21 protein-coding genes are annotated in these 26,287 nt (G+C 36.4%); 13 read left to right on the top strand and 8 right to left on the bottom strand.

Annotated elements, in window-relative coordinates:
- The first annotated feature begins 67 nt into the window (after nt 1-67).
- Both AAEU33_RS19020 and AAEU33_RS19015 read left to right on the top strand, forming a co-directional pair.
- A complete protein-coding gene (locus AAEU33_RS19020) occupies nt 68-1,063 on the top strand; it encodes an alpha/beta hydrolase (protein WP_345989681.1) in 996 nt (331 codons plus the stop codon).
- 146 nt (nt 1,064-1,209) lie between these two features.
- Nucleotides 1,210-1,653 (top strand): SRPBCC domain-containing protein, encoded by a 444-nt coding sequence (locus tag AAEU33_RS19015; protein ID WP_345989679.1) that lies wholly within the window; start codon nt 1,210-1,212, stop codon nt 1,651-1,653.
- Between the two features lie 89 nt (nt 1,654-1,742).
- Here the strand turns inward: AAEU33_RS19015 and rplS are convergent, their stop codons facing one another.
- The gene (gene rplS / locus AAEU33_RS19010; RefSeq protein ID WP_172277465.1) at nt 1,743-2,099 is read right to left on the bottom strand and encodes a 50S ribosomal protein L19; all 357 of its coding nucleotides are present in this window, start codon (nt 2,097-2,099) and stop codon (nt 1,743-1,745) included.
- 297 nt (nt 2,100-2,396) lie between these two features.
- Between rplS and AAEU33_RS19005 the strand changes: the two genes are divergently transcribed.
- The gene (locus tag AAEU33_RS19005; RefSeq protein WP_345989678.1) at nt 2,397-5,135 is read left to right on the top strand and encodes a fibronectin type III domain-containing protein; all 2,739 of its coding nucleotides are present in this window, start codon (nt 2,397-2,399) and stop codon (nt 5,133-5,135) included.
- A gap of 83 nt (nt 5,136-5,218) precedes the next feature.
- On the opposite strand, the gene AAEU33_RS19000 is transcribed toward AAEU33_RS19005, so the two are convergent.
- Entirely contained in the window at nt 5,219-5,593 is a 375-nt protein-coding gene (locus AAEU33_RS19000; protein WP_172277471.1) for a hypothetical protein, read from the bottom strand.
- Between the two features lie 236 nt (nt 5,594-5,829).
- Here AAEU33_RS19000 and AAEU33_RS18995 point away from each other — a divergent pair, with 236 nt between their 5' ends.
- Together AAEU33_RS18995 and AAEU33_RS18990 are read left to right on the top strand one after the other, a co-directional pair.
- A complete protein-coding gene (locus AAEU33_RS18995; protein ID WP_345989676.1) occupies nt 5,830-6,438 on the top strand; it encodes a hypothetical protein in 609 nt (202 codons plus the stop codon).
- A gap of 109 nt (nt 6,439-6,547) precedes the next feature.
- Nucleotides 6,548-7,249 (top strand): CoA transferase subunit A, encoded by a 702-nt coding sequence (locus AAEU33_RS18990; protein ID WP_172277477.1) that lies wholly within the window; start codon nt 6,548-6,550, stop codon nt 7,247-7,249.
- A gap of 76 nt (nt 7,250-7,325) precedes the next feature.
- Here AAEU33_RS18990 and AAEU33_RS18985 read toward each other — a convergent pair whose 3' ends face one another.
- Entirely contained in the window at nt 7,326-9,131 is a 1,806-nt protein-coding gene (locus tag AAEU33_RS18985; protein ID WP_172277480.1) for an ABC transporter ATP-binding protein, read from the bottom strand.
- A gap of 121 nt (nt 9,132-9,252) precedes the next feature.
- Between AAEU33_RS18985 and AAEU33_RS18980 the strand changes: the two genes are divergently transcribed.
- The gene (locus tag AAEU33_RS18980) at nt 9,253-9,906 is read left to right on the top strand and encodes a CoA transferase subunit B (protein ID WP_345989674.1); all 654 of its coding nucleotides are present in this window, start codon (nt 9,253-9,255) and stop codon (nt 9,904-9,906) included.
- A 49-nt stretch (nt 9,907-9,955) separates the two neighbouring features.
- Here the strand turns inward: AAEU33_RS18980 and AAEU33_RS18975 are convergent, their stop codons facing one another.
- The 3 genes from AAEU33_RS18975 to AAEU33_RS18965 all read right to left on the bottom strand — a co-directional run bounded on the left by AAEU33_RS18975 (nt 9,956) and on the right by AAEU33_RS18965 (nt 12,275).
- Nucleotides 9,956-10,843, bottom strand: coding sequence for a hypothetical protein (locus AAEU33_RS18975; protein ID WP_345989672.1), 888 nt, complete (start codon nt 10,841-10,843; stop codon nt 9,956-9,958).
- Between the two features lie 4 nt (nt 10,844-10,847).
- Complete coding sequence (locus AAEU33_RS18970; RefSeq protein ID WP_273647415.1) at nt 10,848-11,225, bottom strand: hypothetical protein; 378 nt, start codon at nt 11,223-11,225, stop codon at nt 10,848-10,850.
- A gap of 234 nt (nt 11,226-11,459) precedes the next feature.
- On the bottom strand, nt 11,460-12,275 hold the full coding sequence (locus AAEU33_RS18965; protein WP_345989671.1) for a DUF4197 domain-containing protein: 816 nt from the start codon (nt 12,273-12,275) through the stop codon (nt 11,460-11,462).
- A 107-nt stretch (nt 12,276-12,382) separates the two neighbouring features.
- Here AAEU33_RS18965 and AAEU33_RS18960 point away from each other — a divergent pair, with 107 nt between their 5' ends.
- Entirely contained in the window at nt 12,383-14,647 is a 2,265-nt protein-coding gene (locus tag AAEU33_RS18960) for a family 20 glycosylhydrolase (RefSeq protein ID WP_345989669.1), read from the top strand.
- A gap of 6 nt (nt 14,648-14,653) precedes the next feature.
- Here AAEU33_RS18960 and AAEU33_RS18955 read toward each other — a convergent pair whose 3' ends face one another.
- Nucleotides 14,654-15,676: a serine hydrolase domain-containing protein gene (locus tag AAEU33_RS18955; RefSeq protein ID WP_345989667.1), complete on the bottom strand. Its 1,023-nt coding sequence runs from the start codon at nt 15,674-15,676 to the stop codon at nt 14,654-14,656.
- A 229-nt stretch (nt 15,677-15,905) separates the two neighbouring features.
- Here AAEU33_RS18955 and AAEU33_RS18950 point away from each other — a divergent pair, with 229 nt between their 5' ends.
- From AAEU33_RS18950 to AAEU33_RS18935, 4 genes are all read left to right on the top strand, one after another.
- Nucleotides 15,906-16,898: a N(4)-(beta-N-acetylglucosaminyl)-L-asparaginase gene (locus tag AAEU33_RS18950; RefSeq protein ID WP_273647419.1), complete on the top strand. Its 993-nt coding sequence runs from the start codon at nt 15,906-15,908 to the stop codon at nt 16,896-16,898.
- Between the two features lie 48 nt (nt 16,899-16,946).
- On the top strand, nt 16,947-17,609 hold the full coding sequence (locus AAEU33_RS18945) for a copper homeostasis protein CutC (protein WP_273647420.1): 663 nt from the start codon (nt 16,947-16,949) through the stop codon (nt 17,607-17,609).
- A 164-nt stretch (nt 17,610-17,773) separates the two neighbouring features.
- On the top strand, nt 17,774-20,254 hold the full coding sequence (locus AAEU33_RS18940) for a glycoside hydrolase family 2 protein (RefSeq protein WP_345989663.1): 2,481 nt from the start codon (nt 17,774-17,776) through the stop codon (nt 20,252-20,254).
- 118 nt (nt 20,255-20,372) lie between these two features.
- A complete protein-coding gene (locus AAEU33_RS18935; protein ID WP_273647422.1) occupies nt 20,373-21,284 on the top strand; it encodes an AEC family transporter in 912 nt (303 codons plus the stop codon).
- Here the strand turns inward: AAEU33_RS18935 and AAEU33_RS18930 are convergent.
- A complete protein-coding gene (locus tag AAEU33_RS18930) occupies nt 21,281-22,030 on the bottom strand; it encodes a sulfite exporter TauE/SafE family protein (protein ID WP_345989661.1) in 750 nt (249 codons plus the stop codon). The genes AAEU33_RS18935 and AAEU33_RS18930 overlap by 4 nt on opposite strands.
- Before the next feature lie 104 nt (nt 22,031-22,134).
- On the opposite strand from AAEU33_RS18930, the gene priA reads away from it, so the two are divergent.
- On the top strand, nt 22,135-24,582 hold the full coding sequence (gene priA / locus AAEU33_RS18925) for a primosomal protein N' (RefSeq protein WP_345989659.1): 2,448 nt from the start codon (nt 22,135-22,137) through the stop codon (nt 24,580-24,582).
- A gap of 162 nt (nt 24,583-24,744) precedes the next feature.
- A complete protein-coding gene (dacB, locus tag AAEU33_RS18920; RefSeq protein WP_345989658.1) occupies nt 24,745-26,217 on the top strand; it encodes a D-alanyl-D-alanine carboxypeptidase/D-alanyl-D-alanine-endopeptidase in 1,473 nt (490 codons plus the stop codon).
- Nucleotides 26,218-26,287: the final 70 nt, after the last annotated feature.

The following is a 26,287-nucleotide window of genomic DNA, read 5'->3' as shown; positions in this document are numbered from 1 at the left end:
GAAAATAATAAGTAAAACCGTTTCTTTTGGAACGGTTTTTTTAATTTTAATCTATAAATAAGAATTCATGAAATATTTTAAAAAAAGCATTATGATTTTAATGCTATCGATGATACCATTTTTATCGTTTTCCCAGATAAAATCATTAGATGCCATGCTTACGAACTATCAATATCCTTTTGAAGTTTATTTTATTGATTTGAACACTCAGAATCAGCATCTGAAAATGGCCTATATGGATGTAAAGCCTAAAGAACCCAATGGAAAAGTAATTATGCTTCTTCACGGGAAAAACTTTAACGGAGCGTATTGGGAACAAACGGCGAAAGATCTTTCAGCTAAAGGTTTCAGGGTTATTATACCCGATCAGATAGGATTTGGTAAATCTTCCAAGCCTCAGTGTTATCAATTTTCTTTTTCGCAATTAGCAGACAATACAAAAAAAATACTGGATGAATTAAAGATTGATAAAGCAATTGTTTTGGGGCATTCTATGGGAGGAATGCTGGCAACCCGTTTTACATTACTTTACCCTGAGAGGGTTCACAAGCTTGTCCTTGAAAACCCGATTGGCCTGGAAGATTATAAGACCTTTGCTTCATACCAGACTATTGATCAGGCATATCAGTCGGAGTTTAAAAATACAGCTGAAACCTATAAAAATTATCAGCTAAAATTCTATTATGATAATCAATGGAAGAAAGAATATCAGCCCTGGCTGGATCTTATTGCTGGTTGGACTTTACATAAAGAATATCCACTTGTGGCATGGGATGCTGCTCTCACATCCGATATGATTTATAATCAACCGGTTTGTTATGAATTTAAGAATATTAAAACTCCAACCTTGCTTATAATCGGAACAAGGGACAGAACTGCAATAGGAAAGGATAGGGCACCTAAAGAGCTTCAATCCAGGATGGGGCAATATCAGGAACTGGGAAAAAAGACACAACAGCAGATACCTGGTTCCAGATTAACGGAAATCGATAATGTAGGGCATCTTCCCCATATTGAAGTTTATCCCCGATTTTTTGAAGCCTTATATGAGTTTATAAGGTAAAACATGAACTCTTGAAATTTGCCTGTTCATAACGAAAATGAAAACAGTGGAGGATTTAGAATTTTGACTTTAAAAGCTTTTCTTGCCATATGTATAGTTTTCCATGAAATAAATTGTATAAAATTGTATTACCAATACACGGATTTATGGAAAATTATACCAATACAACAGAAGTAATAACTACACCTGAAAAGGCATATGAAGCTTTGACCCGGAAAATTCCTTTATGGTGGTCAGAAATGTTTAACGGATCTTCCCGGGAACCCGATGATGTATTTACTATACAATTTGGTGACAATATTCACAAGACATTTCGGGTAAAGGAAGCTGTGCCTGAATCAAGAATTGTATGGTATGTTGTGGATTCTTTGATCGGTCTTCCAGAGCTGAAAAATCAAACAGAATGGATTGGAACGACTATCGTTTGGGAAATTGAAAAAAATGAGAATGAAATTCTGCTGAAACTTACGCATAGGGGTTTGCATCCTGACGTCGAATGTTATCATATATGTTCCAATGGCTGGGTACAATTTATCAATAGTTTGAAGCTATTTCTTGAAACAGGAACGGGAAGTCCGTTTACAGGATAGCATCAGAGTTATATGAAACATCTTATATATAAAAAAAGAAGCTGCTTACATTGAGTAAACAGCTTCTTTTGTATGTATTGTTGTCTGAATTATTTCTTTTTGTAAGCAGCGTCTTTAATTCTTGCTTTCTTACCTCTAAGATCTCTGAAGTAGTAAATTCTAGATCTTCTAACTTTACCTCTTCTGTCAACTTCAATCTTCTGAAGAGCTGGCATGTTGATAGGGAATACTCTTTCTACACCTACATCACCACTCATTTTTCTGATAGTGAAAGTTTTTGTAGAACCTGTACCTCTTAATTGGATAACTGTCCCTTTGAAGAACTGAGTTCTTGTTTTTTGTCCTTCTTTAATTTCGTAATACACAGTAATTGTATCACCTGCTTTGAATTCCGGGAATTCTTTTTTTGCAATGTACTTCTCTTGTACGTACTTTAATAAATCCATTATTAATGATAATATAATGTTAAGGCTAAGCAACTTACACGTTTTTCGTCAGAGGTTGAATAACAGGTTGCAAATGTACAAAATTAGTTTTGAATAATCCAAATAAATTTAAATGTAATTGAACAGACATTTTTCATGAATTGAAATCCCAAAACTTAACATATCCTTCACCTTGTGATGAAACTGTGTTTACATGGGAATTTTACTTTTGCACGAAGTAAAAATTAACCATTGCTCTTCTTATTTTACTGATAAACAGTAAATTATTAAAGAGTGCCAATTTAAAAATTATTAGCTATGAAAAATTATTTCTTCCTTTTATGTTTTATTGTCGTCCAGATGACCTTTGGGCAGGCTTTATTTCCTTATTTACAAAATCCGACTCCAAATTCAATGATCGTAAACTGGAAAACAGCTTCCAATAATGAGACTACTGTTCTCTACGGGAATTCTCCGACGAACCTGAATGTTACGGTAACAGGAACCACCAATATATTTTCGGATACGGGATATAATAATAACTACTATTATCACACGGCCAAAATCAATAATCTGCAGCCGAATACAAAGTATTATTATAAAATAAAAACAGGAAACAGCGAGTCGGCAGTTTACAACTTCAGGACACTTCCCATGCCGGGACAGCCTACTACGCCAGACGGTAAAATACGTTTTTTGATTATGGGAGATAATCAAATCAAAGCGGAACCCAGATATGATACACTTACCTTAAATGCATTTAAAAAATTAAAGCAAAAATTTGGAGCAAACTCAGATCCTTCGGATAATGTTGCCCTTACTTTTATGGTGGGAGATCAGGTAGATGTCGGGACGCTTGATCATTACGAAAATGTCCACTTTAAAAAGAATATTAAATTATCACCATATCTTCCGATCCAGACGACTGTGGGCAATCACGAAACGTATGGAACATTGGGGATGAATTCTTATTATGCTCATTTTTATATCGATGAAATTAAATATAAAAATATCAGCTCCGGGAATGAAAATTACTATGCGCAACAAGCGGGGAACGTCTTGTTTATCAGCTTAAGCTCTGAACATACGGGAACTGCTCAGCAGACCTGGTTACAGCAAATTCTTACAGCTGCGAATAACGATCCTACTATAGATTGGATTATTTCCTTAAGCCACAGGCCTTATCAGGCAGAGCAATATGTAGGGGATATCTCAACATGGGTAAGAAATAATGCAGTTCCTCTTCTAACGTCATCGAGTAAATATCTGATGCACGTAGGTGCGCACCATCACCTGTATCACAGAGGGCAATTAAAAGATAGCCCTACCTACCAGATTATATCTGGAGGAACAGCGTGGGATCAGTACTGGGGAATGTCTACAGAACAGGATTTTGATGATGTTCAGAAAACACTTACCGACTGGACATACCAAATCGTAGAGGTAGATGTTACCAATGGTAAGGTAGATGTGGAATGTTATTCGATTGGAGGGATCTATACTAAAAAATACAATGAGCTCGTTGATTCTTTCCATAGGTATAAAAACCAGCCAAAACCTGTTAAGCCTACGATCACCAATACTTTTTCAGGTCCTGTGACTTTACCCTTAACTTTGAATGGAAGCAGTTTTACGTCACCTAACAATGAGCTTTTAAACACAACACAATTCCTCATTAGTAAAGCAGCAGATTTTTCGGTGATAGAAAAAGAATTCTATCGTGATTATGAAAACTGGTTCGGTAAGGACGGAGCTCCTGATAAGGCTAAAAATCTGAATTCCGATGTAGATATTACGAAAGTAAGCTTTCCTGCCAATTCTATTTCCAATGGTGTGTATTACGTAAAAACAAGATACAGGGACAGAAATCTGGAATGGAGTGACTGGAGTGATGTAAAGCAGTTTGAAATAACGGGAAGCGTAGTTTCAAATCCTACATTTACGCTGGATAAAACAGAATATTTACAAAATACCCCCGTAACTGCAACCTATACAGGTGGTCCAGGTAATCAGACAGATTGGGTGGGTGTTTATAGAAAAGGGCAGGTTCCGGGAACATCAACTTCGCAGGCCTATATTTATACCAACGGACAAACAGCGGGAACGGCCACTTTTACCAATGGTTTTGCAGCTAAAGGACAGTATTTTGCCGGATTTTTTGCCAATGACGGATATACGGAGATTACACCGAGAAAAAATTTCTATGTAGGCCCTAAAGTTGTTCTTCAGGCCACTTCAGATACTTATCAGGTAGGAGGAACTGTGAAAATAAATTTCAGTAACGGACCCAATCTTGTAAAAGACTGGATCGGGATTTATAAGATGGGGCAAACTCCGGGAACCAATACTTCTGCGATGTATAAATATGTAACAACCGCTGCCGGAAATCTTGAGTTTACCGGACTCCCTAAAGGGTACTATTTTGCGCAATATTTTCTGGAAGACGGTTATACGGCAATCGGTGAGAAAGTGTTTTTTAAAGTAGGAGATATTGTTACCGAATTATGGATCAACAAACCTGTCTATACGTTGGGCGAAAATATTACAGCTTCATGGACGGATTCTCCGGGGATTATCAAAGACTGGTTGGGTATTTATCCACAAAATATTCAGACGCCGGACGATAATTTTGTTTCATATACTTATTTTGACGGGATAACTCAGGGTACAAAAACATTGAATGGAGCTGCCTTACCTACGACTCCTGGAAATTATTATATGGTAATGTTTACCAATAATTCTTATACTGAAGTTTCAAACAGAATGCAATTCCAGGTAACTTCTTCAACATTAGGAACTGCTGAAACCTCAAAAAGTACGGAGAAAAATGTAGTGTTGTATCCTAACCCGACCAAGCCAGGTGAACCTACATTTATTAAGAGCGATTATCCAATTGATAAGATTGAGTTATTATCTGCTACAGGAGATCTATTATACGAATCTAAAAATGTACACAATCAGCGTTTTTCTTTGGTCAACGAAAATCTGCCTAAAGGTGTATACTTTGTAAAAGTTCATACAAGAAAGTTATTTACTTTAAAACTGATTATTCAGTAACACTTTTTTAATCAGGTACAGAGAGGGAACATTTGTTCCCTCTTTTTTTATTAAGATTACCTAATGAAGATAAATAGTTTACTTTAATCCGTGGATTTTAATGCCCATGCGATTAAAGGAGCTTGCATGAAAAGTCTTGCGAATCTCTGATTATCGGTGTTCAGGCCGAAAGAATCCCTTCTGTTTTTATATTGGGCAATATTTCCGGGAAGAACCGCTGCAAAAAAGCCTGCAACAACTTTTCCCATTGTTTTTCGATACTTTTTAGGAGTCACGATCGTTGCTGTTCCCAGGAGTATTTCTACGATTCCGGAATATACCACCGTATCATCTTTTTTTAAAGGAACCCATTCGGGAACCTGAGCCTGAAATTCTTTCCTTGCAAATGTAAGGTGACTGATTCCTGCAGTAATCAGAAATGCACCAAGTCCTATTCTTGATATGTCTTTCGTTTCCATAATAATGTGATTGGTTGTATGTACTCAGAATTTTATAATTCTTTTATACATGAACTCCAAAATTCAGACCATTAGGATTTGGTCTGTATATTGTCGTAGTAATTGGAATTGTTGGTTTTATGAGCCTGGTCATAAAATAGTTTTTACCGGTCCGGTTAACTTTATGAATCTTAGTTTACCAGTGAATAAAGCTAAAATGTGAGTTCCTTACATGTTCAATTTTAAAAGATGAAATTATGAAACCTAAAGAAATTCCGGGAGTTCCCCAACAAAAGAGTGGAGGATTTCATGATACTGAAAGTAAAAAACAATTTGACGATCCTGAATTGAACAAGCAAAAGTTTTCTGTTTTGAAAAAAAGATTTTTTTCAGTGAATCAGTGGAGGGAGTACAGTGGCGCTCTCACAGCCGATTTTAAATTGTATGATTCAAAAGGAAAACCTCTTGACCGATCTCCTGAAATTGATGATTACATCCGTATTGATATACCTGGTCCCGGAGAAAAAGAAGCAAAAGGATACGATTGGGTACAGATAGTCAATATTTCCTCTCATCATACAGGGTCATTTGAACGTATTAGTATAACCTGCAGACCATCCAAAATTCCGGGAAACTCCGAAAACAACCGTATAGCACACTTTTACAGCAGTAAAGCTACGTCAACTTTTATGATCTCAAATAATGGCAAAGAAATAATGGCAGCAATTTACGGAAGGAATGAATCACCCAATTTTAATGCTTCTTTTATTGATAAGATCAGAAATATCATGGTAGGCATAGGAGGAATGATGGGAATTTCTAAAATTCAATGGAAGGCCCTTTCTGATGGTTTGCTGGATTTTTAGCAATTATCTAAAATGGTGTTTCACTTTTATCTATTTAAATAAAAAATCCTGTGTGCCTTGATTTAAAAGAAAATTATTAAATTTAGCCAACAGAAAAATCTAATATTTCATGATAGATAAAAGAGTAAAAAATGCAAAGGAAGCTATAGAAGGAATTCAGGATGGGATGACACTAATGCTGGGGGGATTCGGCCTTTGCGGTATTCCTGAAAACTCCATTAATGCTTTGGTAGAAAGTGATGTGAAAGATCTGACGTGCATTTCCAACAACGCTGGGGTTGATGATTTTGGATTGGGATTATTGTTGCATAAAAGACAGATTAAAAAAATGATCTCTTCTTATGTAGGGGAGAATGCAGAATTCGAAAGACAGATGCTTTCCGGGGAACTTGATGTTGAACTTACTCCACAAGGGACCCTTGCTGAAAAATGCAGAGCTGCACAAGCCGGAATTCCTGCGTTTTATACACCTGCAGGATATGGGACTGAAATAGCGGCAGGTAAAGAAGTAAAGGAATTTAACGGTAAGCCTCACATTCTTGAACATGCCTATAATGCAGATTACTCTATTGTAAAAGCGTGGAAAGGAGATCATGCAGGAAATCTGATCTTCAAAGGATCTGCAAGAAATTTTAATCATCCAATGGCCGGGGCTGCAAAAATTACAATAGCAGAAGTAGAAGAATTGGTAGAACCGGGAGAATTAGATCCCAATGAAGTCCATATTCCAGGAATTATGATTCAGAGAATATTCCAGGGTGATAAATTCGAAAAGCGAATTGAGCAAAGAACAGTAAGGAAAAAAGATTAAGTCTTCGTTTGAAAGAGAGTATTCATATAAATAAAGCGCCGGAAAATATTTTCCGGCGTTTTATTTATCATTCTTCTTATGATTCTTCGGGAATTACCATTTTCCTTTCTCCGATCTGTTGTCTCCACATGGCATAGTATAATCCTTTTTCGGCAATCAGATTATCATGGGATCCCATTTCTATGACCTGGCCTCGTTCAAGTACATAAATCCGGTCAGCATGCATAATGGTGCTTAGACGATGGGCAATCAATACTGTGATTTGTTCTTTTTCCTCCGATATGCTTTTGATGGTGGAAGTTATTTCTTCTTCCGTAATACTGTCCAAAGCTGAAGTGGCTTCGTCAAAAATTAACAGGTGAGGTCTTCGTAATAAAGCCCTTGCAATCGCAATTCTTTGCTTTTCCCCGCCACTTAATTTCAATCCACCTTCTCCAATTACGGTTTCTATACCTTTTTCAGCCCTTTCCAGTAAAGCAGTACAGCTTGATTTTTGTAAAGCTATTTGAAGTTCTACCTCAGTAGCCTTTGGATTTACGAAAAGAAGGTTTTCTTTAATGGTTCCTGCAAAAAGCTGGGTGTCCTGAGTTACAAAGCCAATTTGATTCCTCAATTCATCAAAATCAAATTCTTTCCCATTGATATTATTATAAAAAATATTTCCTTCCTGAGGACGATAGAGCCCAACCAAAAGTTTTACCAGGGTACTTTTTCCGGAACCACTGGGACCAACAAAAGCAATTGTTTCTCCGTTTTTTACGGTAAAAGATATATTGTTTAACGCTTTATACTGAGCTGATTGATGTTTGAAAGAAACATGTTTGAACTCCAATTCTTCAATAGCACCGATCTGTTTAGGATGAAGGGGTTTTTCCTCGACTGTTTTTTTCATTAAACGGTCAAAATTAAGAAGGGAAGCTTCAGCCTCTCGATAAGATATAATGATATTTCCGATCTCCTGCATAGGTCCGAAGATAAAGAAGCCATAAAACATCAGCGATAAATATTGTCCCGGAGTTACAATATTTTTAAAAATTAAAAGTAATAAAGTCAGGGTGATCAGCTGTTGAAGAAAATTAACCATTGTTCCCTGGATAAAACTTAATGAACGGATGCTTTTGACTTTTCTAAGTTCAAGCCCCAGAATTTTATAGGTATTATTGTTTAAGCGGATGACTTCCTGATTGGTTAATCCCAGACTTTTTACTATTTCTATATTTCTAAGGCTTTCTGTAGTACTTCCTGCCAGAGCTGTGGTTTCCGAAACAATATTTTTCTGGATACTCTTTATTCTCTTGCTTAATAAATTCGTGATGAATGCAATCAGAAATATTCCACAAATGTATACCGGCATGATTGACCAATGTAAACGGATAGCATACACAGCAACGAAAATGATACTGACCAGAATTCCGAAGAAAATATTAATAAAATTACTGATGAACTTTACAGTATCTTCTCTTACTTTCGTTAAAATAGAAAGGGTTTCACCACTTCTCTGGTCTTCAAATTCCTGATATGGCAATGCCATAGAATGCTTTAAACCGTCCGTGAAAATTTTTGCCCCGAACTTTTGGGTGATAACACTTACTGCATAATCCTGAAAAGCTTTGGCGATCCTGCTCACCATGGCTGTTCCGATAAGGAGGGATAAGAAATAGAATACACCATGATAAATGCCGTCTCCGTATAAATATTGGTTCAGGTTTCTTGGTAAAAGCTTTTCTTTATCAAAAAAATTAGGATGGGTAACCAGTTTATCGAGAATATTACCCGTTATTGCCGGAGCAAATAAAGAGAATACCTGATTAATGGTTGCTAATAACAATGAAAGAATAATCAACCACTGGTAAGGTTTAAGGTATTTTAAAAGTATTTTCATTCTGTTAAATAATGTTGCAAAATTAGAGATATTATTTCGACTTATTATGTTAATAATTTTCAATAACAAAGCCCTTTTGTATTCTATTGAAAATAATTAAATTGCAGTCTAAGTTTTTACTATGCTCACAAAAGAACAAATTGCTAAAAGAATCTCAAAAGAATTAAAAGATCGTTATTATGTAAATCTGGGAATAGGGATTCCCACTTTGGTTGCCAACTACGTTCCTGATGGCATTTCAGTAGAATTTCAGAGTGAAAATGGAGTTTTGGGAATGGGACCTTTCCCTTTTGAAGGAGAAGAAGATGCTGATATCATCAATGCAGGAAAGCAGACCATTACGATACTACCAGGAGGTTCATTTTTTGATTCCGCTTTTAGTTTTGGGATGATCCGTGGACAGAAAGTAGATCTTACGATCCTTGGCGCAATGGAAGTTTCTGAAAACGGAGATATTGCCAACTGGAAGATTCCTGGAAAAATGGTAAAAGGAATGGGCGGAGCGATGGATTTGGTAGCTTCTGCTGAAAATATCATTGTTGCGATGATGCGTGTAAATAAAGCAGGAGAAAGTAAAATCCTGAAAAAATGTACACTTCCTTTAACAGGAGTAAATTGTGTGAAAAGAGTAGTTACGGAACTCGCTGTTTTAGATGTAACACCAGCTGGTTTTAAGCTTGTTGAAAGAGCACCTGGAGTGTCCGTAGAGCATATTGTACAATCTACAGAAGCAGATCTGATCATTGAAGGAGAAATTCCCGAAATGCAATTTTAATAAAAACAAAAGAAAGGCTGTTATCATTAACAGCCTTTTTTATCATCGATTAATTAAGTTTCATTAGTTTTTCAGGAAGAGCATGAAGCTTTGTTTGTGGATTTATTTCATCGTTGTTCCAGAAACTTATCACGCAGCTTATATTTTGATCTCGTATATTTTCTGCAATATAGTAGATTGTTAAAGACTTTCCGCCGGACATTTTTGTAAGAACAGAAGTTAGGCCCGTAAAGTCATACACTATTTTTTTTGCTTTTGTGGGTACATCCAGAAAATTAATATCAATCATTTCTTCGGATGTAATTTTTCCTCCTCCTTTAGATTTTGTTACATTCAATTGGTTTTCAACAGCTTCTTTTGCATCCTGTAATGTTCTGTGAACAGACCAGTTCATCTCACCTGCATATGGGCATTGAACTGTATTGAGGAAGGTCCAGTAACAATTACTGCCAAGTTCTATTTTTCTTCCGGCAAAATTAATTGAACTGATATTCATAGAAACAAAATTCTCCTCCGGAATTCTATTCTCAATAATTGCATTAACGAGCTTTTCTTCAGTATCTTGATCTGTTTTTCCGTTTTTTATAAACCAGACTACAGTGATTGTCTTATTCGGATTTTCAACGAAATAATAATTATTTGTTTGAAAGCTGTTTCCTGAAATTTTTTGTTGTTTGGTTACAAAGAAGTTTTTACTATTGATTTTCTCATCTCTTGTTTTTAGTTCAGAATCTGAAATTTTATGTTTTTTTAAAACCTTTGAAAGCCCTTTTTCATCAAAAGAATTATTGAAAACCTCACTTGTAACACTATATCCATCTATATTGTACCAGATTTTGCCATTATTATTCAACGCGGAAAGTCTTGTGAGGATATTATTTTCCTGAGAAAAGCACATTGAACAGAAGAAAATGGTTAAGATTTTAAAGATCTTCATGTCCTTATTTATTAATGGTAAATGTATATGTGGGAACATTATCTTTGGATCCCTTTTTCCAATTTTCTGCAAGTTGAGGATCATTTAATTCCACACCATCTACTGGTGATATGTCGAACTTTGAAAACCATTTTTGAGGATTGGTACCGTCTTTTTTGAAATAAGTCTGCCTCACAATAATACTGTCATGAGGCTTTACCGTAAAAGAATTAGAGACTTCCTGCGCTCCAAAACTTTGTGACATTTTGATAACACTAGAGGTAAAGCTAACGGGCTTGTCTGAAGTGTTTTTCACAATAAAAGCTGTCATGGGACTTCCGGACATGGGTAAACAAGCTGCGAACAGACTGAAAACAAGAAAAGCATACATTAATTTTTTCATGGTTGTTTATTTTTGTGTTTATTGATTTACTTCGCTGATTGTATTTTATATACGGAATTGAAGTTATGAAAAAATTGTTATGTTTACAGAATTCCTGACTATTATATCTTAAAAAAGAAGAATTACATGATTTGCAATACAATTTAATACGAAAGGCTGCTCAAATTCTGAAACAGCCTTTTTATTTTGTATCTAGATGTTATAAATTGAGTTTTTTCAACTATTCATAATTGATTATTTACCGTCCTGAGCTCCAAAAACTTTTTGTAAAATACTGGTAGTTCTCATGGCTGGAGTATTTCTGATCCCGCTTTCTTTATCTGCAACCATTTTGAAAACGCCATTAATTGTTTCTGTAGTCACATATTCATTCAAATCAGTAGTTACAGATTGCCCTGTAAAAGTATTGTACTTTGAAATAAGGCTTTTCCAAAGGGTGTCAGCTCCCACTTTTCCCAATGAAGCCTGTACTTTTGGCTGGAACGCTGTAAAGAGCTGGTTCTGGGTTTTAGTTTGCAGATAATTAGTAGCAGCATGATTTGAGCCCAATAAAATATTTTTGGCATCAGTAATTGTCATTGATGTAATGGCATTGGTGAAAATAGGAGCAGCTTCTGTTACGGCATCTTCAGCAGCTCTGTTTAATAATTTCACTCCCTCATCAGTGAGTTTTCCCATTCCCAAAGAACGCAAGGTCGTGTCTACCTTTCTTAGTTTTTCGGGCATTAAAATTTTTACGGCTTCATTTTTGAAAAAACCATCAGTTAAAGCAAGCTTCTTCACACCATCATTCACTCCCATACTTAAGGCTTCCTTTAATCCTGACGAAATTTGGGTAGAAGTAAGATTATTCAGATTAACTGAAGAGGCTCTGTTGGGTGATGGAGTTGTGATTACAGTTGTTCCTGTAGAAGTGTTCTTTATCTTTCCTGTATTGTTAAGGTCAACCCCTGTTTTTTCCTTAACTCTAGATTTTATAATATCTAAAAGTTGTGCTTGTGCTGAAACTGAAAACACCAGACTTGCCGCTAAAAAAATTGTTTTTCTCATTGTATATTTTTGCAAAATTAGATCTTTTATATCATAATAGGTTAAATAATTCACTGACTTTTTTCAGAAATTAATTATATTCGCTTAAATCTAAATTACACAAAATAATGCGTTTATTATTGGTCTTTTCCCTTATGATTTCCAATCTGTTTTTTTCGCAAACTAAACCAAGTTTAATTCCTTACCCGCAAAGTTTAACGATTCAGGAAGGTAAATTTGTGATCCCCAAAACATTGATACTGAATGATAAACTTCCAAAAGAGGAAACGGAATATTTCAAAAAGCATCTTGGTGCTCGCGTAACATTTCAATCCTCAGGAAGTACGGAAAATGTTCATATAATGCATATGCTGATTCCACAACCCAAAATGCCGATCGATCCGCAGGGTGATAAAGAAAGATATTCTATTGATATTTCTCCCAAAAGGATTTTTATAAGTTCTTATACTAAACAAGGTTATTTTCTTGCTATTCAAACCTTGATCCAGTTGTTTGATGATTATCAGGAAAAAGGAGAGATTCCCGCTATGGAAATTAAAGATAATCCAAAATTTGCATGGAGAGGAATGCATCTGGATGTTTGCCGTCATTTCTTTACGGTAGATGAAGTAAAGCAGTATATTGATTATCTGGCCATGTATAAGCTAAATACCTTTCACTGGCATTTAACCGATGATCAGGGATGGAGAATTGAAATCAAGAAATATCCGAAGCTGACTGAAATTGGCTCCAGGAGAAAAGAATCTATGATTGGAGCCTATGTAGATAATACCTTTGACGGAAAACCATATGGCCCTTATTTTTATACTCAGGAACAGATTAAGGATGTGGTTAAGTATGCAGAACAGCGTCATATCACAATTGTACCTGAAATTGAAATGCCCGGGCATGCTTTAGCAGCACTTTCAGCCTATCCTGAGCTGGCGTGTACGAAAGGACCTTTTGAACCTGCCACCAAGTGGGGCGTCTTTGATGATGTTTTTTGTCCTAAAAAAGAAACATTTACATTTTTAGAAAATGTCCTGGATGAGGTGATAAAGTTATTTCCTTCTCAGTATATCCATATTGGTGGTGATGAATGTCCTAAGACACGATGGAAAGAGTGCCCGCATTGTCAGGAGCTGATCAAAAAGAACAATCTGAAAGATGAGCATGGATTACAAAGCTATTTTATCCAGACTATAGAAAAATATGTAAATAGCAAAGGGCGGAAAATAATCGGATGGGATGAGATTCTGGAAGGAGGTCTGGCACCAAACGCTGCGGTAATGAGCTGGACAGGTGTTAATGGAGGAATTGAAGCTGCAAAATCAAAGCATTTTGCTGTAATGACTCCTGGAGCTTTCTGTTATTTTGACCATTATCAGGGGGATCCCCAGTCCGAACCTAATGCTTTTGGAGGATTTACTCCTTTAGATAAAGTATATTCTTACGATCCGGTTCCTTCAGAGCTTACTGCTGAGGAAGCTAAATATATTTTAGGTGTTCAGGCTAACTTATGGACCGAATATATATTGGATTTTAAGCATGTCCAGTATATGATTTTTCCAAGAATAATGGCACTTTCAGAAGTAGCATGGGGAACTTCTGATCCTAAGAATTATAAAGAATTTGAAAACAGGGTTATCCGGCAGTTTAAGGTTTTAGATAAAATGAAGATTAACTATGCGAAAAGCATTTATAATATTTCAGGAAAAGTAACACCTTCTGCCAAAGGTGTTGCATATGAATTATCAACTTCTCAAAATTCCCAGGGAATAAAATATACAACCGATGGTACAGATCCAACAGTAAATTCACCATCTTATAAGGAGCCTATCCCTGTTTCAAGAGCTATGACCATAAAGTCTGCCTATTTCGAAGATGGACAGATAAAAAGTGCGGTTTCTTCCCAATCATTTATTCCTTCCAAAACAACGGGAAAGAAGATCACTCTGGAACAACAGCCCAGCGAAAATTATTCTTTTGGCGGAGCGTTTACTTTGGTGGATGGAATTTTGGGTAATCAAAAACAGCTGGGAAAAACATGGTTAGGCTTTCAGGGAAAAGATGTTGTAGCAGTTATTGACTTAGGAGTAAAAACTCAGTTTTCAGAAGTTTATTTTAATACCCTTGAAAATAAAGGAAGCTGGATTCATTTAGCCAAAGGAGCACAGATCTTTATTTCTGATGATAATGTAAATTTTAAAATGATCAAAGAAATTGGAAAAGATGAAATTCAGAATGTAAAAGGAAAAGTAAAACTCAATGTTGGTAATCAGAACGCGGCATATATTAAAGTTAAAATTGAAAATGCAGGAATTATTCCTGCCGGAAATCCGGGAGCTGATTCTAAAGCCTGGCTTTTTGTAGATGAGATTGGGATGAATTAATCAATATCAGAAAGCATTCCGTATCGACTTTTTCTCAGCTTCCAGAAATTGATACACCGGAAAGGCATCTCCCTGATTCGTCAAAGCAATAATACAGGTATTGTTGCTCAGGTCTCTCCAGATGATACTTCTGAACCCGTTGATTCCACCGGTATGCATTGCGGTACCGTCAGAAATGTACCATCCGAATGCATAATCACTCGTTTTCCCATTTTTTAAAACGGGCAGTTCATACATAATTTTTGTGTTTTCCTTAGTCAGTAAATGATGCTTTCTTAAAGCCTGGTCGAATTTATATAGATCCCATGTCGTAGAATAGATCCCGCCATCCCCCAATGTTAAAAGAAAATAATCATTCGGTTTTTTATCTATATCATACGCTTTAGCAATATCAGAAGGCGGTACCGTTTGAGCATCAAAAACAAATGAATGCTGCATATTCAAAGGAGAAAAAATTCTATTTTGAATAAAATTTTTATATGACTGTCCCGATACAGCCTCTATAATTTGTCCAAGTATGATATATCCACTATTACAATATTCGAATTGACTGCCGGAAGGAAATGTTAATCCGGGTTGCTTTTTTAGAAAGGCCAGGACATCTTCATTGGTGATCCTGTTATCTGAGATCAAAACATTCTCATAATCCTTTAACCCTGAAGTGTGGTTAAGCAATTGTCTGATACTGATATTTTGTGCATATTCCGGAAGGTCCATTAGATATTGGCTTGCTTTATCATCAAACGACAACTTGTGCTCCTGCTGTAAAAGCATAATCGCTGTTGCAGTAAAAGGTTTGGTTACAGACGCAATACAGAATGGCGTATCCTTGGTCATAAGTTTTTTGTCTTCAAAATTTTTATATCCCAATGCTGTATCACATATTATTTTTCCTTTTTCAATTATGAGAACGGTACCATTAAATTTTCCTTTCTTGTAAAAATTTATAAGAATATCTTTTTCTGATTTTTTGTTGCAGGAAAATAAAATGAATAAAACACAACTTAAAATAACTGAAATTCTGATCATGGTTGAAAAAGTTTAACATACAATAGGTCAGTAATGTAAATGAAAAGTTACAGGGGTGAATTTTCCATCTTGCTGATATGAATTCCGAAATATTCCGATCAATGATATGAAGATTGTTTTAAAGACTTTTTGTAATGACGATTGCTAAACGCGATGAAATAGGATCTGTTGTTTTTTTACTTTTGTACCAGCAGGAAAATTGCTAATTTGTAAGCCTAATAAACCTGATATGCAAAGCAGACGAAACTTTATCAAAAAGACAGCAGTTGCTTCTTTGGCTCTTGCCGTAAATCCGCTAGATCTAATGGCTGGGCCATTACCTGAAAGTCATAAAACCATAAACAAACCGATCGTCCTGTCAACCTGGAATTTTGGTTTAAAGGCCAATGAGGAAGCATGGACGATTCTTGGCAAAAACGGAAGAGCGTTAGATGCTGTTGAAAAAGGAGTACGTTTGGTAGAGTTGGATCCCACGGAAAGAAGCGTGGGATATGGCGGACGCCCGGACAGAGATGGAAGAGTAACACTTGATGCCTGTATCATGGATGAAAACTACAACATCGGATCGGTTGCCTGCATTGAAAATATTAAAAATCCAATTTCTGTAGCCAGAGCAGTGATGGAAAAGACTCCGCACGTTATGCTGGTAGGAGATGGTGCTTTTCAGTTTGCCCTTTCTCAGGGATTTAAAAAGGAAAACCTATTAACGCCCGAATCTGAAAAAGAATGGAAGGAATGGCTTAAAAACAGCAAGTACCAACCTATCGTAAATATTGAAAACCATGATACCATCGGAATGATTGCATTGGACGCCCAGGGAAATCTTTCCGGAGCTTGTACTACCAGCGGTATGGCCTTTAAAATGCACGGAAGGGTAGGAGATTCTCCTATTATCGGAGCCGGATTATTCGTAGATAACGAAGTGGGTGCCGCTACAGCAACGGGACATGGTGAAGAAGTAATAAGAACTGTTGGAACTCACCTCGTTGTGGAACTGATGAGACAAGGAAGAAATCCGCAGCAAGCCTGCAAAGAAGCGGTTGAAAGAATCGTAAAGATTACACAGAGAAGAAATAAAAATCTGAAAGATATTCAGGTAGGTTTTATTGCATTAAATAAAAACGGGGAATATGGATCTTATTGCATACAGGACGGGTTTAATTTTGCGGTACATGATCAAAAAGGAAACAGGCTGGAAACTCCTGAGTTTGCCTTGAAATAATAATCAGAAATCAGAAATTATTTTTACTAATTCCTAAAAAAATTAAAAATGTCAAAGATAGAAATAGCATGTTTTAATCCTCATTCTGCCATCGTTGCTTTTGAAAATGGGGCAGACAGAATAGAATTATGTGATGGTTTAAGTGAGGGAGGAACTACACCAGATTTTGAAACAACTAAAAAACTGAGAGAAAAGATAAACATTCCTGTTTTTGTCATGATCCGTCCCCGTGGAGGAAATTTCACTTATACAAATGAAGAATTTGAACAGATGAAAAATGAGCTTACCCAGCTTAAATCTCTTAATGTCGACGGCTTTGTTTTCGGAATTTTAGATGAAAACGATGAAGTTAATATGGAACAAAATAAAACCCTGGTTGAAATGGCACATCCGTTACCTTGTACTTTTCACCGTGCTTTTGACAGGGCAAAAGGTTTAGAAAGCTCATTGGAAAAAGTGATCAGCTGTGGTTTTAAAACGATTCTTACTTCCGGACAGAAACCTAATGTTTCCGAGGGTAAAGAAAATCTGAAAAAATTGGTAGAGCTTTCAAATGGGAGAATAGAAATTCTTGTGGGTGGCGGACTAAGATCAACCAATATACAGGATATCCGTGAATTTACAAACGCAGCTTATTTTCATTCTTCAGCTATTACGGATGGTGGGCAGTTTGCCGACGCAGATGAGGTAATTGCTTTGAAGAATAAATAACAGAATCTGATACTGTCAATCACGGTTCCTGATAATGATCATTAAATTTTTAATATAAAGATTTAAAAATAATTAACAATCTGCCATTTAACGAGGCCTGCCCATTCATTCTGATGAACTCCTTATAAAAGATGGAATTCTTAGAATTGTAAATAAACTCATCAATGAATAAAACCATACTTATTACCTTTTTTCTTATTCACAATTTTCTTAGTGCACAATTTTCTGAGCGCAGTTTATCATCCGAAAAATGGCAGTTTAAAAACTCAAAAGAAACTCAGTGGCTTTCTGCAAAAGTACCGGGAACCGTGCATCAGGATTTGATGGATAATAAATTGATCCCCGATCCATTTAAAGATGAAAATGAGAAAAAAGTCCAATGGGTAGAAAATGAAAACTGGGATTATCAGACCCGTTTTAAAATTTCATCACACGAGTTGAAAAATCAAAATATAGATCTTGTATTTGAAGGCCTGGATACCTTTTCTGAAATCTACCTTAATGGAAAACTTCTTCAGAAGACGGATAACATGTTTAGAAAATGGAGTATTCCTGTTAAAAATTATCTGAAACAGGGCGACAATATTCTAAAGATTTCATTCAGATCTGCTGTAGAAGAAGGTAAAAAGCTGGCTCAAAAAGTTCCTTTCACGATGCCTGAAAGCCCTAGAAGCTTTGTTAGAAAGGCACAGTATCAGTTTGGTTGGGACTGGGGGCCGAGATTGGTTACGGCAGGAATATGGAAAGAGGTAAAACTTGACTTCTGGAATGATGCTAAGATTAAAAGCATAAAGGATTTGCAAAATGTATCAGCGGAACCTAAAGGTAATTTTAGCTTTGAAGTTGATATCGAAGTACAGACACCAGGTAATTATGCCTTAAAAATCAATAATTCCCAAAAGACCTTTTCTCTTGGAAAAGGTGAAAATAAAATAAGATTTCCCTATCAAATCGATGGATTGAAAATCTGGCAGCCAAATGGTTGGGGAGATGCCAATCTTTATGATTTTAAAATTAATCTTTTAAAAGGAGAAAAAGAGATTCATGCAAAAAGCCTTAGAACGGGATTCAGAACTATACAACTGGTTCAGGAAAAGGATGAAAAAGGGAAGTCTTTCTATTTTAAGGTGAATAATCAACCGTTATACATTAAAGGGACGAACTGGATTCCGGCAGATAGCTTTTCACCAAGGATTACGAAAGAAAAATATCAGAAACTGATAAAAGATTGCAAAGAGGCAAATATCAACATGATCCGCGTTTGGGGTGGTGGGATTTATGAAGATGATGAGTTTTATAAGGCATGTGATGAGAATGGAATTCTCGTGTGGCAGGATTTTATGTTTGCGGGAAGTTTTTATCCCTCTGATGCGGATTTTCTGAACAATGTAAAAGAGGAGGTAAAAGATCAGGTCACCCGTTTGCAGAATCATCCTTCCATAGCTTTATGGTGTGGAAACAATGAAGTAGACGAAGCTATTGTCAACTGGGGATACCAGAAACAATTTAAATATTCGAAAGAAGATTCTTTGCAGGTTTGGAAAGATTACAGAAAGGTCTTTCATGAATTAATTCCCAACACATTAAAAGAAAAGCTGGCTTCTGATAAGAATATATATTGGCCAAGCTCGCCATCGATCGGCTGGGGCCATAAGGAAAGCCTTACAGAAGGTGACTCTCATTACTGGGGCGTGTGGTGGGGTGAACAGCCCTTTGAAGTGTATAATGAAAAAGTAGGGCGTTTCATGTCTGAATATGGATTTCAGGGAATGCCAAGTCTTGAGACCACGAAAACTATGTTTTCCGGAACTTCTCAACTCGATCTGAATAATGGTACTATAAAAGCACATGAAAAGCATGCAAGAGGTTGGGAAATCATCAATACATATATGGAACGGGATTATCCTGTACCTGCTGATTTTATAAAATACAATTACATCTCACAACTGCTGCAGGCACGTGGAATGCAAATCGCTATTGAAGCACATCGAAGAGCAAAACCTTATAATATGGGAACGTTATATTGGCAGCTTAACGATTGTTGGCCTGTGGTTTCGTGGTCTTCTATCGACTATTCCGGAAATTGGAAAGCTTTGCACTACCAGGTCAAAAGGAGTTTTGAGCAGCAGGTTATTCTGGCAGAAGAAAAGGACAATAAACTGAATTTATTTGCTGTTAACGATCTTATACAGGACTTGAACGGTGTAAGCGCAACCATAGAAGTAACCACATTTAAAGGGGAGATTATTAAAAGGATTCATTCCGGGAACAGGAATTTAAAGGATATTATATCCTTTGATCCGATAGAAATTAAAAAGATACTTGGCCGGTTTTCCAGGAACGAAGTATTTCTAAATGTGGTTTTAAATGATAAAAGTAACAAAGAAATAGCACAAAATACTTATTTCCTTGTAAAGCCTAAAGATCTGAAGCTCTCAAAACCTGCGGTACATATCAAAAAAATATCTTCTTCAGAGATCGAAATATCTACGGATGTTTTAACTAAAAATATTTATCTGATGGGAGATACTCATTTCAGTGATAACTTCTTTGATTTGCTTCCCAAAAAACCAAGACGTATTAAACTTTCAAAGCCATTGGATAAAATAGGAGTGATGAGTTTATGGGACGTTATTAATTCCTGATTATAGTAAAATCCAGAGAAAAAGATAGTCCATGCATAGTTTTCGGTTAAAAATCGATTCAATTTCTATGTCCGGCTGAAAAATCAATCTTACATTTGCAACATATTTAGACACAATTATGGTGAATTTTGTTTTGATAGCGGTATGTATTTTGGCTGGAATGGTATTCAGATCAACCAAGTCAATTCATCCGGATGCCCATAAAGGAATCAATACCTGGATTCTTTATCTAGCCCTGCCTGCCGTTTCATTTAAATATTTACCTAAAGTTCACTGGACACTGGAAATGCTTTTTCCTATTGTGGCGACATTTCTTATTGCGGTATTCAGTTTTGTGTTTATGTCGGTTTATAGCAAGAAAAAAGGTTATTCAAGGCGTTCACAAAGTACAATGGAGCTTATTAGCGGATACAGCAATACTTCCTTTATCGGTTTTCCCTTAATAAGTGCTTTTTATGGAGAAAGCCTTTTGAGCATTGCTATTATTTGTGATCAGACCATGTTTTTCAGTCTTTCTACCTTGGGAATTATTGCCGCAGTAAAAGGAGGTAGCAGGTCGGGGAAGGTAAGTGCTGTATTCATTTTGAAAAGACTGATCACATTTCCTCCGTTAATTGGATGTATCAGTGCGCTGATCCTCTCTCAGTTTATTGATTTTACAGCTGCTGAGCCCTTCTTTGATAAATTAGCTGCGACAGTAAGTCCATTAGCTTTGTTTTCCGTGGGGTTACAGTTGAAATTTAATGGCTGGAAAAAACTCATTCCCCAAATGTCTGTATCTATGCTGTATAAGCTGATTCTGGCACCGGCGATTGTTTTGGGACTGGCTTTGCTTTCAGGCATTAAAGGAGATATTGCTAGAATTACCATCTTCGAAGCTGCAATGCCTACTCTTGTAACTTCAAGTATTATTGCCGAACAGTTCAGGCTGAATACCAAACTCACGAATTTAACCATTGGATTCAGTATTATCGTCGGATTCTTAACAACCGCTATCTGGTATAGAATAATTGAAATATTTTTTAATTAAAAATAAGTTTTGACGAAAAAAACCGCAGTAATAAGGAAATTGAAGATAACTATTCCTGTACGCAGTTTTACAGGATCCAGCTTTTTTGTAAAATGAGCTCCAAAATAACCTCCTGAAATTGTGGCAACCATCATGGTGCAGGTTTCCGGCCAGTAAACCTTCCCTGCAAAAATAAAAAGTACAACAGCCACCGCATTGGCAATTCCTGTAAACAGGGTTTTATTGGCATTGATTACTTTAATATCCGATAAACCGAATAACGCCCAAACGGCCATCATCATTATTCCTACGGCTCCGCCAAAGTAACCGCCATATATTCCTAAAAGAAACTGAGCACCCAGTACTAATCCCGCTCCTATATGCATTTTCTTTCTCAACCAGTTACCGGCCTGCCTCCCAAATGCAAAAGCCATGGAACCTAACAGAAGCAACCATGGAACCACCAGATTGAATCCACTGGATGGTGTATATAGCAATAACAGACCTCCGGCACAACCTCCCAGCAGAGTCAGTATAATCATCGCTACGATTGAAATAGCAGGGAAAGGTTTAATATATTCTCTGAATTTCCATGCACTGGCTAAGCTTCCCGGAAACAGGGCAACGGTACTTGAAGCATTGGCCTGAATCGGGGGAACACCGGCATATATAAGTGCGGGAAATGTAATAAATGATCCACCGCCAGCTGCTGCATTAATCGCTCCGGCCAGGAGTCCAATAAAAAAAAGCAGGATATAATTTTCCATGAATCAAAATTGAATAACAAATATAGGTTAGAAAATGGGGAACAACTCATAAAAAATTGCAGTTCTGTGAAGAATGATTTAATTTTACACTTTAATCATTTCTCTTGCGATACGCCCAAATTGTTTTACCATTAAATTTAAAAGGTTCTTTTACTTACAAAGTGCCAGAAGAGCTAATGCCGTTACTACAAACCGGAATGAGGGTTTTAGTTCCGTTTCGTGGAAAAAAAATCTACACAGGAATTGTTTTTGAAATTCATGATACAGAACCGGAAAGGTTTATTCCAAGGGAAATCATCAGTATTCTGGACGAATCTCCTATTTTGCCCCAGGAGCAGATCGGTTTCTGGAACTGGCTTTCTGCCTATTACCTTTGTAATTTGGGTGAAATCTATCGTTTTGCATTTCCTTCCTCATTAAAGCTTGAAAGTGAAACATATCTGAAATTAAAGCCGAACGTAACAGTTGATTTTGAAAATCTGGATGTTAATGAAATGTATCTCATTCAGGCACTTGAAGTCCGGCAACTTATCAATCTTACAGATCTTGAAGCTTTTATTCCTAAAAAAGATATTATAAAAACAATCAATTCGTTGATTGATCTGCAATACATTGAAATTGATGAAAAGATTGGCGAAAAATACAAAGCGAAAGAAGTTGCTTATGTCAGGATCAACGAAGAACTTTTAAACAATGAAAGTCTTACTGTAATTCTCGGAAAACTGAACAAAGCACCTAAGCAAAAGGATCTTTTTCTTCTCATTTTATCACATCAGACTGAGAATCCGGATACTTTTATTAAAAAGTCAGATCTTTTTGAAGATGGAGTGTTTGGGCATTCCCATCTAAAGCCTCTGGTAGATAAAAACTTCATCGAAGAGTATTATCTGCAAAAAGACAGGCTGGAAAGTTATGATGGGGAAATAGAAGAAATAGAAGCGCTTTCAGAGGCTCAGAAAGAAGCAAAAGAGGCAGTTGATGAAGCTTTTGAAGAAAGAAGAAATGTGCTGCTTCATGGAGTGACTTCATCGGGAAAAACCCATATTTATTTAGAGAAGATAGAGGAGTGTGTTCAGCAGGGCAAAAATGTTTTATTTTTGCTTCCTGAAATTTCTCTTACCAAACAAATTACGCAGAGACTTGAAAAAAAATACGGTCGGAAATTGGGCTTCTATCACCAGAAGCTAACGGATTTTGAAAAAGTAGAGGTCTGGAGAAGAATCAAAAATAATGATATCCAAATCCTTATAGGAACAAGAAATGCACTGTTTCTGCCTTACCAGAATCTTGGGTTGGTCATTGTGGATGAAGAGCATGATTCTGCTTATAAAGCCCGGGAGGTTTCCCCTTATTTTAATGCAAAAGATTCTGCCCTGGTATTTGGTAATTTTTATGATGCCCGCGTGATCTTAGGTTCTGCTACTCCTTCTGTGGAAAGCTATTATCTAGCCCGTAAGGAGAAGATGAAATATGTTTTCCTTAATGAAAGGTTCGGAAATGTTCAGCTGCCGGAATTTGAACTTATAAATTTTAAAGAAGCTCAGGATTCTAAAAAAGTTTCAGGAAATTTCTCGTTGCAACTGATCGATGAAATAAAAAAAGTACTGGAAGAGCGGAATCAGGCTATTATACTTCATAACCGCCGTGGTTATGCCAATGTTTTGGAATGTGAATCCTGTGGATATGTTAATTATTGTTCCAATTGTGATGTGGTAATGACATATCATAAGGCTGCGAATGAAATGAAATGCCATTATTGCGGACAAAGGGCTTCCAGGCCTAAAGTATGTCCGAAATGCCATTCAGAGAATCTGAATGAAAGAGGAGTAGGTGTTGAACAGATCCATGAAGAAGTTTCCAAATTATTTCCTGAAAACGAGGTAGATCGTATGGATGTCGATTCCATGCGGAAAAAATTTGCCTATGAAAAACTTTATGAAAAGATTGAAGACAGGGAAACTGATATTGTAGTGGGCACACAGATGATTTCAAAAGGATTGGATTTCGATCATATTGAACTGGTCGCTATTCCTAAAGCGGATTCTTTATTATATGTACAGGACTTCAGAGCTGAAGAAAGGGCCTTCCAGCTGATTACCCAGGTTGCGGGAAGGGCAGGACGGGTGTCTGGAAAAGGAAAAATCTATATTCAAACATTTAATCCTGAGCATTCAGTCTTTCAGCTAATCAAAATGAATAAGGTTTCCAAGATCTACTACTATTTTTTAAAAGAGCGCCAGAAATTCCATTATCCGCCTTTCACAAAGCTTATTATGATTGAGCTGAAACACAGGAGAGAAGATAAAGTAAACAGGGCTTCCCAGTTTCTGGGTTCTGTTCTAAGAAAATACCTTCCGGAAGAATGTGTTTTAGGTCCGGAAAGGTCTCAGATTGCAAGGATTAATAATCTGTATCAGTTCCAGATATTACTCAAACTTCCCCGTGGAAAAAACTATGAAAAATACAAAGAGCAGGTTTTGCTAAGTTTAAAAGATTTTGATGAAATAACTGCTTATCAAAGCATCAAAAAAGACGTTTTCGTGGATTTTTAACAATTTTTAACAAATTTTATAGCCTTTTATCAGACTATAATGGTCTGATTTCTAACAATATTTTCTACTTTTGGTCGTTGATTAATTGTTTGGTGCCTTTATTGGATGATTATTATGAATCGTTTTTTATGGTTTCCAGACATAGAAACAAAACTAAGATAGATGGTAAATTTCAGAAAATATATTTCAAGCGTAGCGGTACTGGCTTCTGGGTTTTTCCTTGCTCAATCTACCGTTTCTACCGTTCTTTACTCTCAGGCTTATGACAATCAGAAAACGAATTTAAACTTACCTTCTCCTATAACTTCTGTTGTGGAGAAAACAATTCTGTCGGCTAAAGAACTCGTAGATATTAATGTAAACACTCTGGTTTCCGATCCTGTGCTGAAAAATGCATCATGGGGATTTGTAGTGTACGACCCGAAAACGAAGAAAGTAATTTCTTCATACAATGAAAACACTCCTTTGGTTCCTGCTTCTACAACAAAACTTTTGACCACAGAAACAGCTTTGAATCTGTTGGGAGAGAACTATCGTTGGATGACTCAGCTGGAATACTCAGGAAGTATAGATGAAAACGGGGTTTTAAATGGTAATCTATATGTCGTAGGAAGCGGGGATCCATCGCTTGGAACAAACAAAGGCGGAGCGTTATCCTATAGAGAGATTGTTTCAGACTTTCTTAGTGGAATCTCTCACGAAGGAATCAAAAGGGTAAATGGTGATATTATCATCCAGACAGCACTTTTCAAAGGTAATATTTCAAGACTTCCGGAAAATGTTGTTTGGTTGGAAAATAACAACTATTATTTACCGGTTGGAACCACCCGTGAGATTAATCCGGCTAATGAAAAACTGATTGTAAAGAAATCAGGTAATTTCTCTACTGAGAAAAAGTATTTTTATGTATCTCCTTATGCCAATCAGATGGTATATGCAGATAAATATGAAGGAGATGGTATTCTTACTACTAAGCTACCTGATGCCCCGGCATATCTTGCCAATACTTTAAGAGCGACCATGGTGAAAAGTGGAATTGCAGTTAGTGGAAAAGTTACTCCAAAAATGACAGATCCTATGCCGGAGAGCAGAAAGCTGATTTCAGCATACAAATCTCCGACTTTGAGCGATATTATTTATTACACCAACCAGCATAGTGATAATTCTTTAGCAGAAGCACTGTTAAAAACAGTAGGATTCCAGAAACTGGGAGATCAGACTTCAGAATCGGGAAGAATTGTTGTAACAACCCATTTGAAAGAAAACGCCTTTGATATCAATGGTTTAAACTATATGGACGGAAGTGGGCTTTCAAGAAGCAATACCGTTACTCCTATTTCACAGGCGAAGTTTTTAACTTCATTAATGGATGAAAAGTATTATAAAGCTTACCTGACTTCACTTCCTGTAGGAGGACAATCGGGAACATTAAAGAGAATGTTTATCGGAACAGGAAACGGACAGATATTTGCTAAGACAGGAACTTTAAATAAAGTAAAAACTCTGGCAGGGTATATGAAAACCAATTCCGGGAAGACCCTTGTGTTCTCACTGATGGTTAACAACTATGCAGGATCCGTAGATATGGTGAAGAAAAGAATGGAAAGGCTGCTGGAACCGGCATTAGACCTTTAAAAATATTTATTTAATATCATAAGAACCTTTTAATCAATGATTAGAAGGTTTTTTTTATCTTTGGTCATTA

Source organism: Chryseobacterium sp. Chry.R1, assembly GCF_039645525.1.
Classification (GTDB): domain Bacteria; phylum Bacteroidota; class Bacteroidia; order Flavobacteriales; family Weeksellaceae; genus Chryseobacterium; species Chryseobacterium proteolyticum.
This window is presented reverse-complemented; position numbering and strand designations above follow the sequence as displayed.

Bases quoted from the DNA above. Each gene is read 5' to 3' on its own strand.
- AAEU33_RS19020 (WP_345989681.1), top strand. From the start codon at position 68: ATGAAATATTTTAAAAAAAGCATTATGATTTTAATGCTATCGATGATA.
- AAEU33_RS19015 (WP_345989679.1), top strand. From the start codon at position 1,210: ATGGAAAATTATACCAATACAACAGAAGTAATAACTACACCTGAAAAG.
- rplS (WP_172277465.1), bottom strand. From the start codon at position 2,099: ATGGATTTATTAAAGTACGTACAAGAGAAGTACATTGCAAAAAAAGAA.
- AAEU33_RS19005 (WP_345989678.1), top strand. From the start codon at position 2,397: ATGAAAAATTATTTCTTCCTTTTATGTTTTATTGTCGTCCAGATGACC.
- AAEU33_RS19000 (WP_172277471.1), bottom strand. From the start codon at position 5,593: ATGGAAACGAAAGACATATCAAGAATAGGACTTGGTGCATTTCTGATT.
- AAEU33_RS18995 (WP_345989676.1), top strand. From the start codon at position 5,830: ATGAAACCTAAAGAAATTCCGGGAGTTCCCCAACAAAAGAGTGGAGGA.
- AAEU33_RS18990 (WP_172277477.1), top strand. From the start codon at position 6,548: ATGATAGATAAAAGAGTAAAAAATGCAAAGGAAGCTATAGAAGGAATT.
- AAEU33_RS18985 (WP_172277480.1), bottom strand. From the start codon at position 9,131: ATGAAAATACTTTTAAAATACCTTAAACCTTACCAGTGGTTGATTATT.
- AAEU33_RS18980 (WP_345989674.1), top strand. From the start codon at position 9,253: ATGCTCACAAAAGAACAAATTGCTAAAAGAATCTCAAAAGAATTAAAA.
- AAEU33_RS18975 (WP_345989672.1), bottom strand. From the start codon at position 10,843: ATGAAGATCTTTAAAATCTTAACCATTTTCTTCTGTTCAATGTGCTTT.
- AAEU33_RS18970 (WP_273647415.1), bottom strand. From the start codon at position 11,225: ATGAAAAAATTAATGTATGCTTTTCTTGTTTTCAGTCTGTTCGCAGCT.
- AAEU33_RS18965 (WP_345989671.1), bottom strand. From the start codon at position 12,275: ATGAGAAAAACAATTTTTTTAGCGGCAAGTCTGGTGTTTTCAGTTTCA.
- AAEU33_RS18960 (WP_345989669.1), top strand. From the start codon at position 12,383: ATGCGTTTATTATTGGTCTTTTCCCTTATGATTTCCAATCTGTTTTTT.
- AAEU33_RS18955 (WP_345989667.1), bottom strand. From the start codon at position 15,676: ATGATCAGAATTTCAGTTATTTTAAGTTGTGTTTTATTCATTTTATTT.
- AAEU33_RS18950 (WP_273647419.1), top strand. From the start codon at position 15,906: ATGCAAAGCAGACGAAACTTTATCAAAAAGACAGCAGTTGCTTCTTTG.
- AAEU33_RS18945 (WP_273647420.1), top strand. From the start codon at position 16,947: ATGTCAAAGATAGAAATAGCATGTTTTAATCCTCATTCTGCCATCGTT.
- AAEU33_RS18940 (WP_345989663.1), top strand. From the start codon at position 17,774: ATGAATAAAACCATACTTATTACCTTTTTTCTTATTCACAATTTTCTT.
- AAEU33_RS18935 (WP_273647422.1), top strand. From the start codon at position 20,373: ATGGTGAATTTTGTTTTGATAGCGGTATGTATTTTGGCTGGAATGGTA.
- AAEU33_RS18930 (WP_345989661.1), bottom strand. From the start codon at position 22,030: ATGGAAAATTATATCCTGCTTTTTTTTATTGGACTCCTGGCCGGAGCG.
- dacB (WP_345989658.1), top strand. From the start codon at position 24,745: ATGGTAAATTTCAGAAAATATATTTCAAGCGTAGCGGTACTGGCTTCT.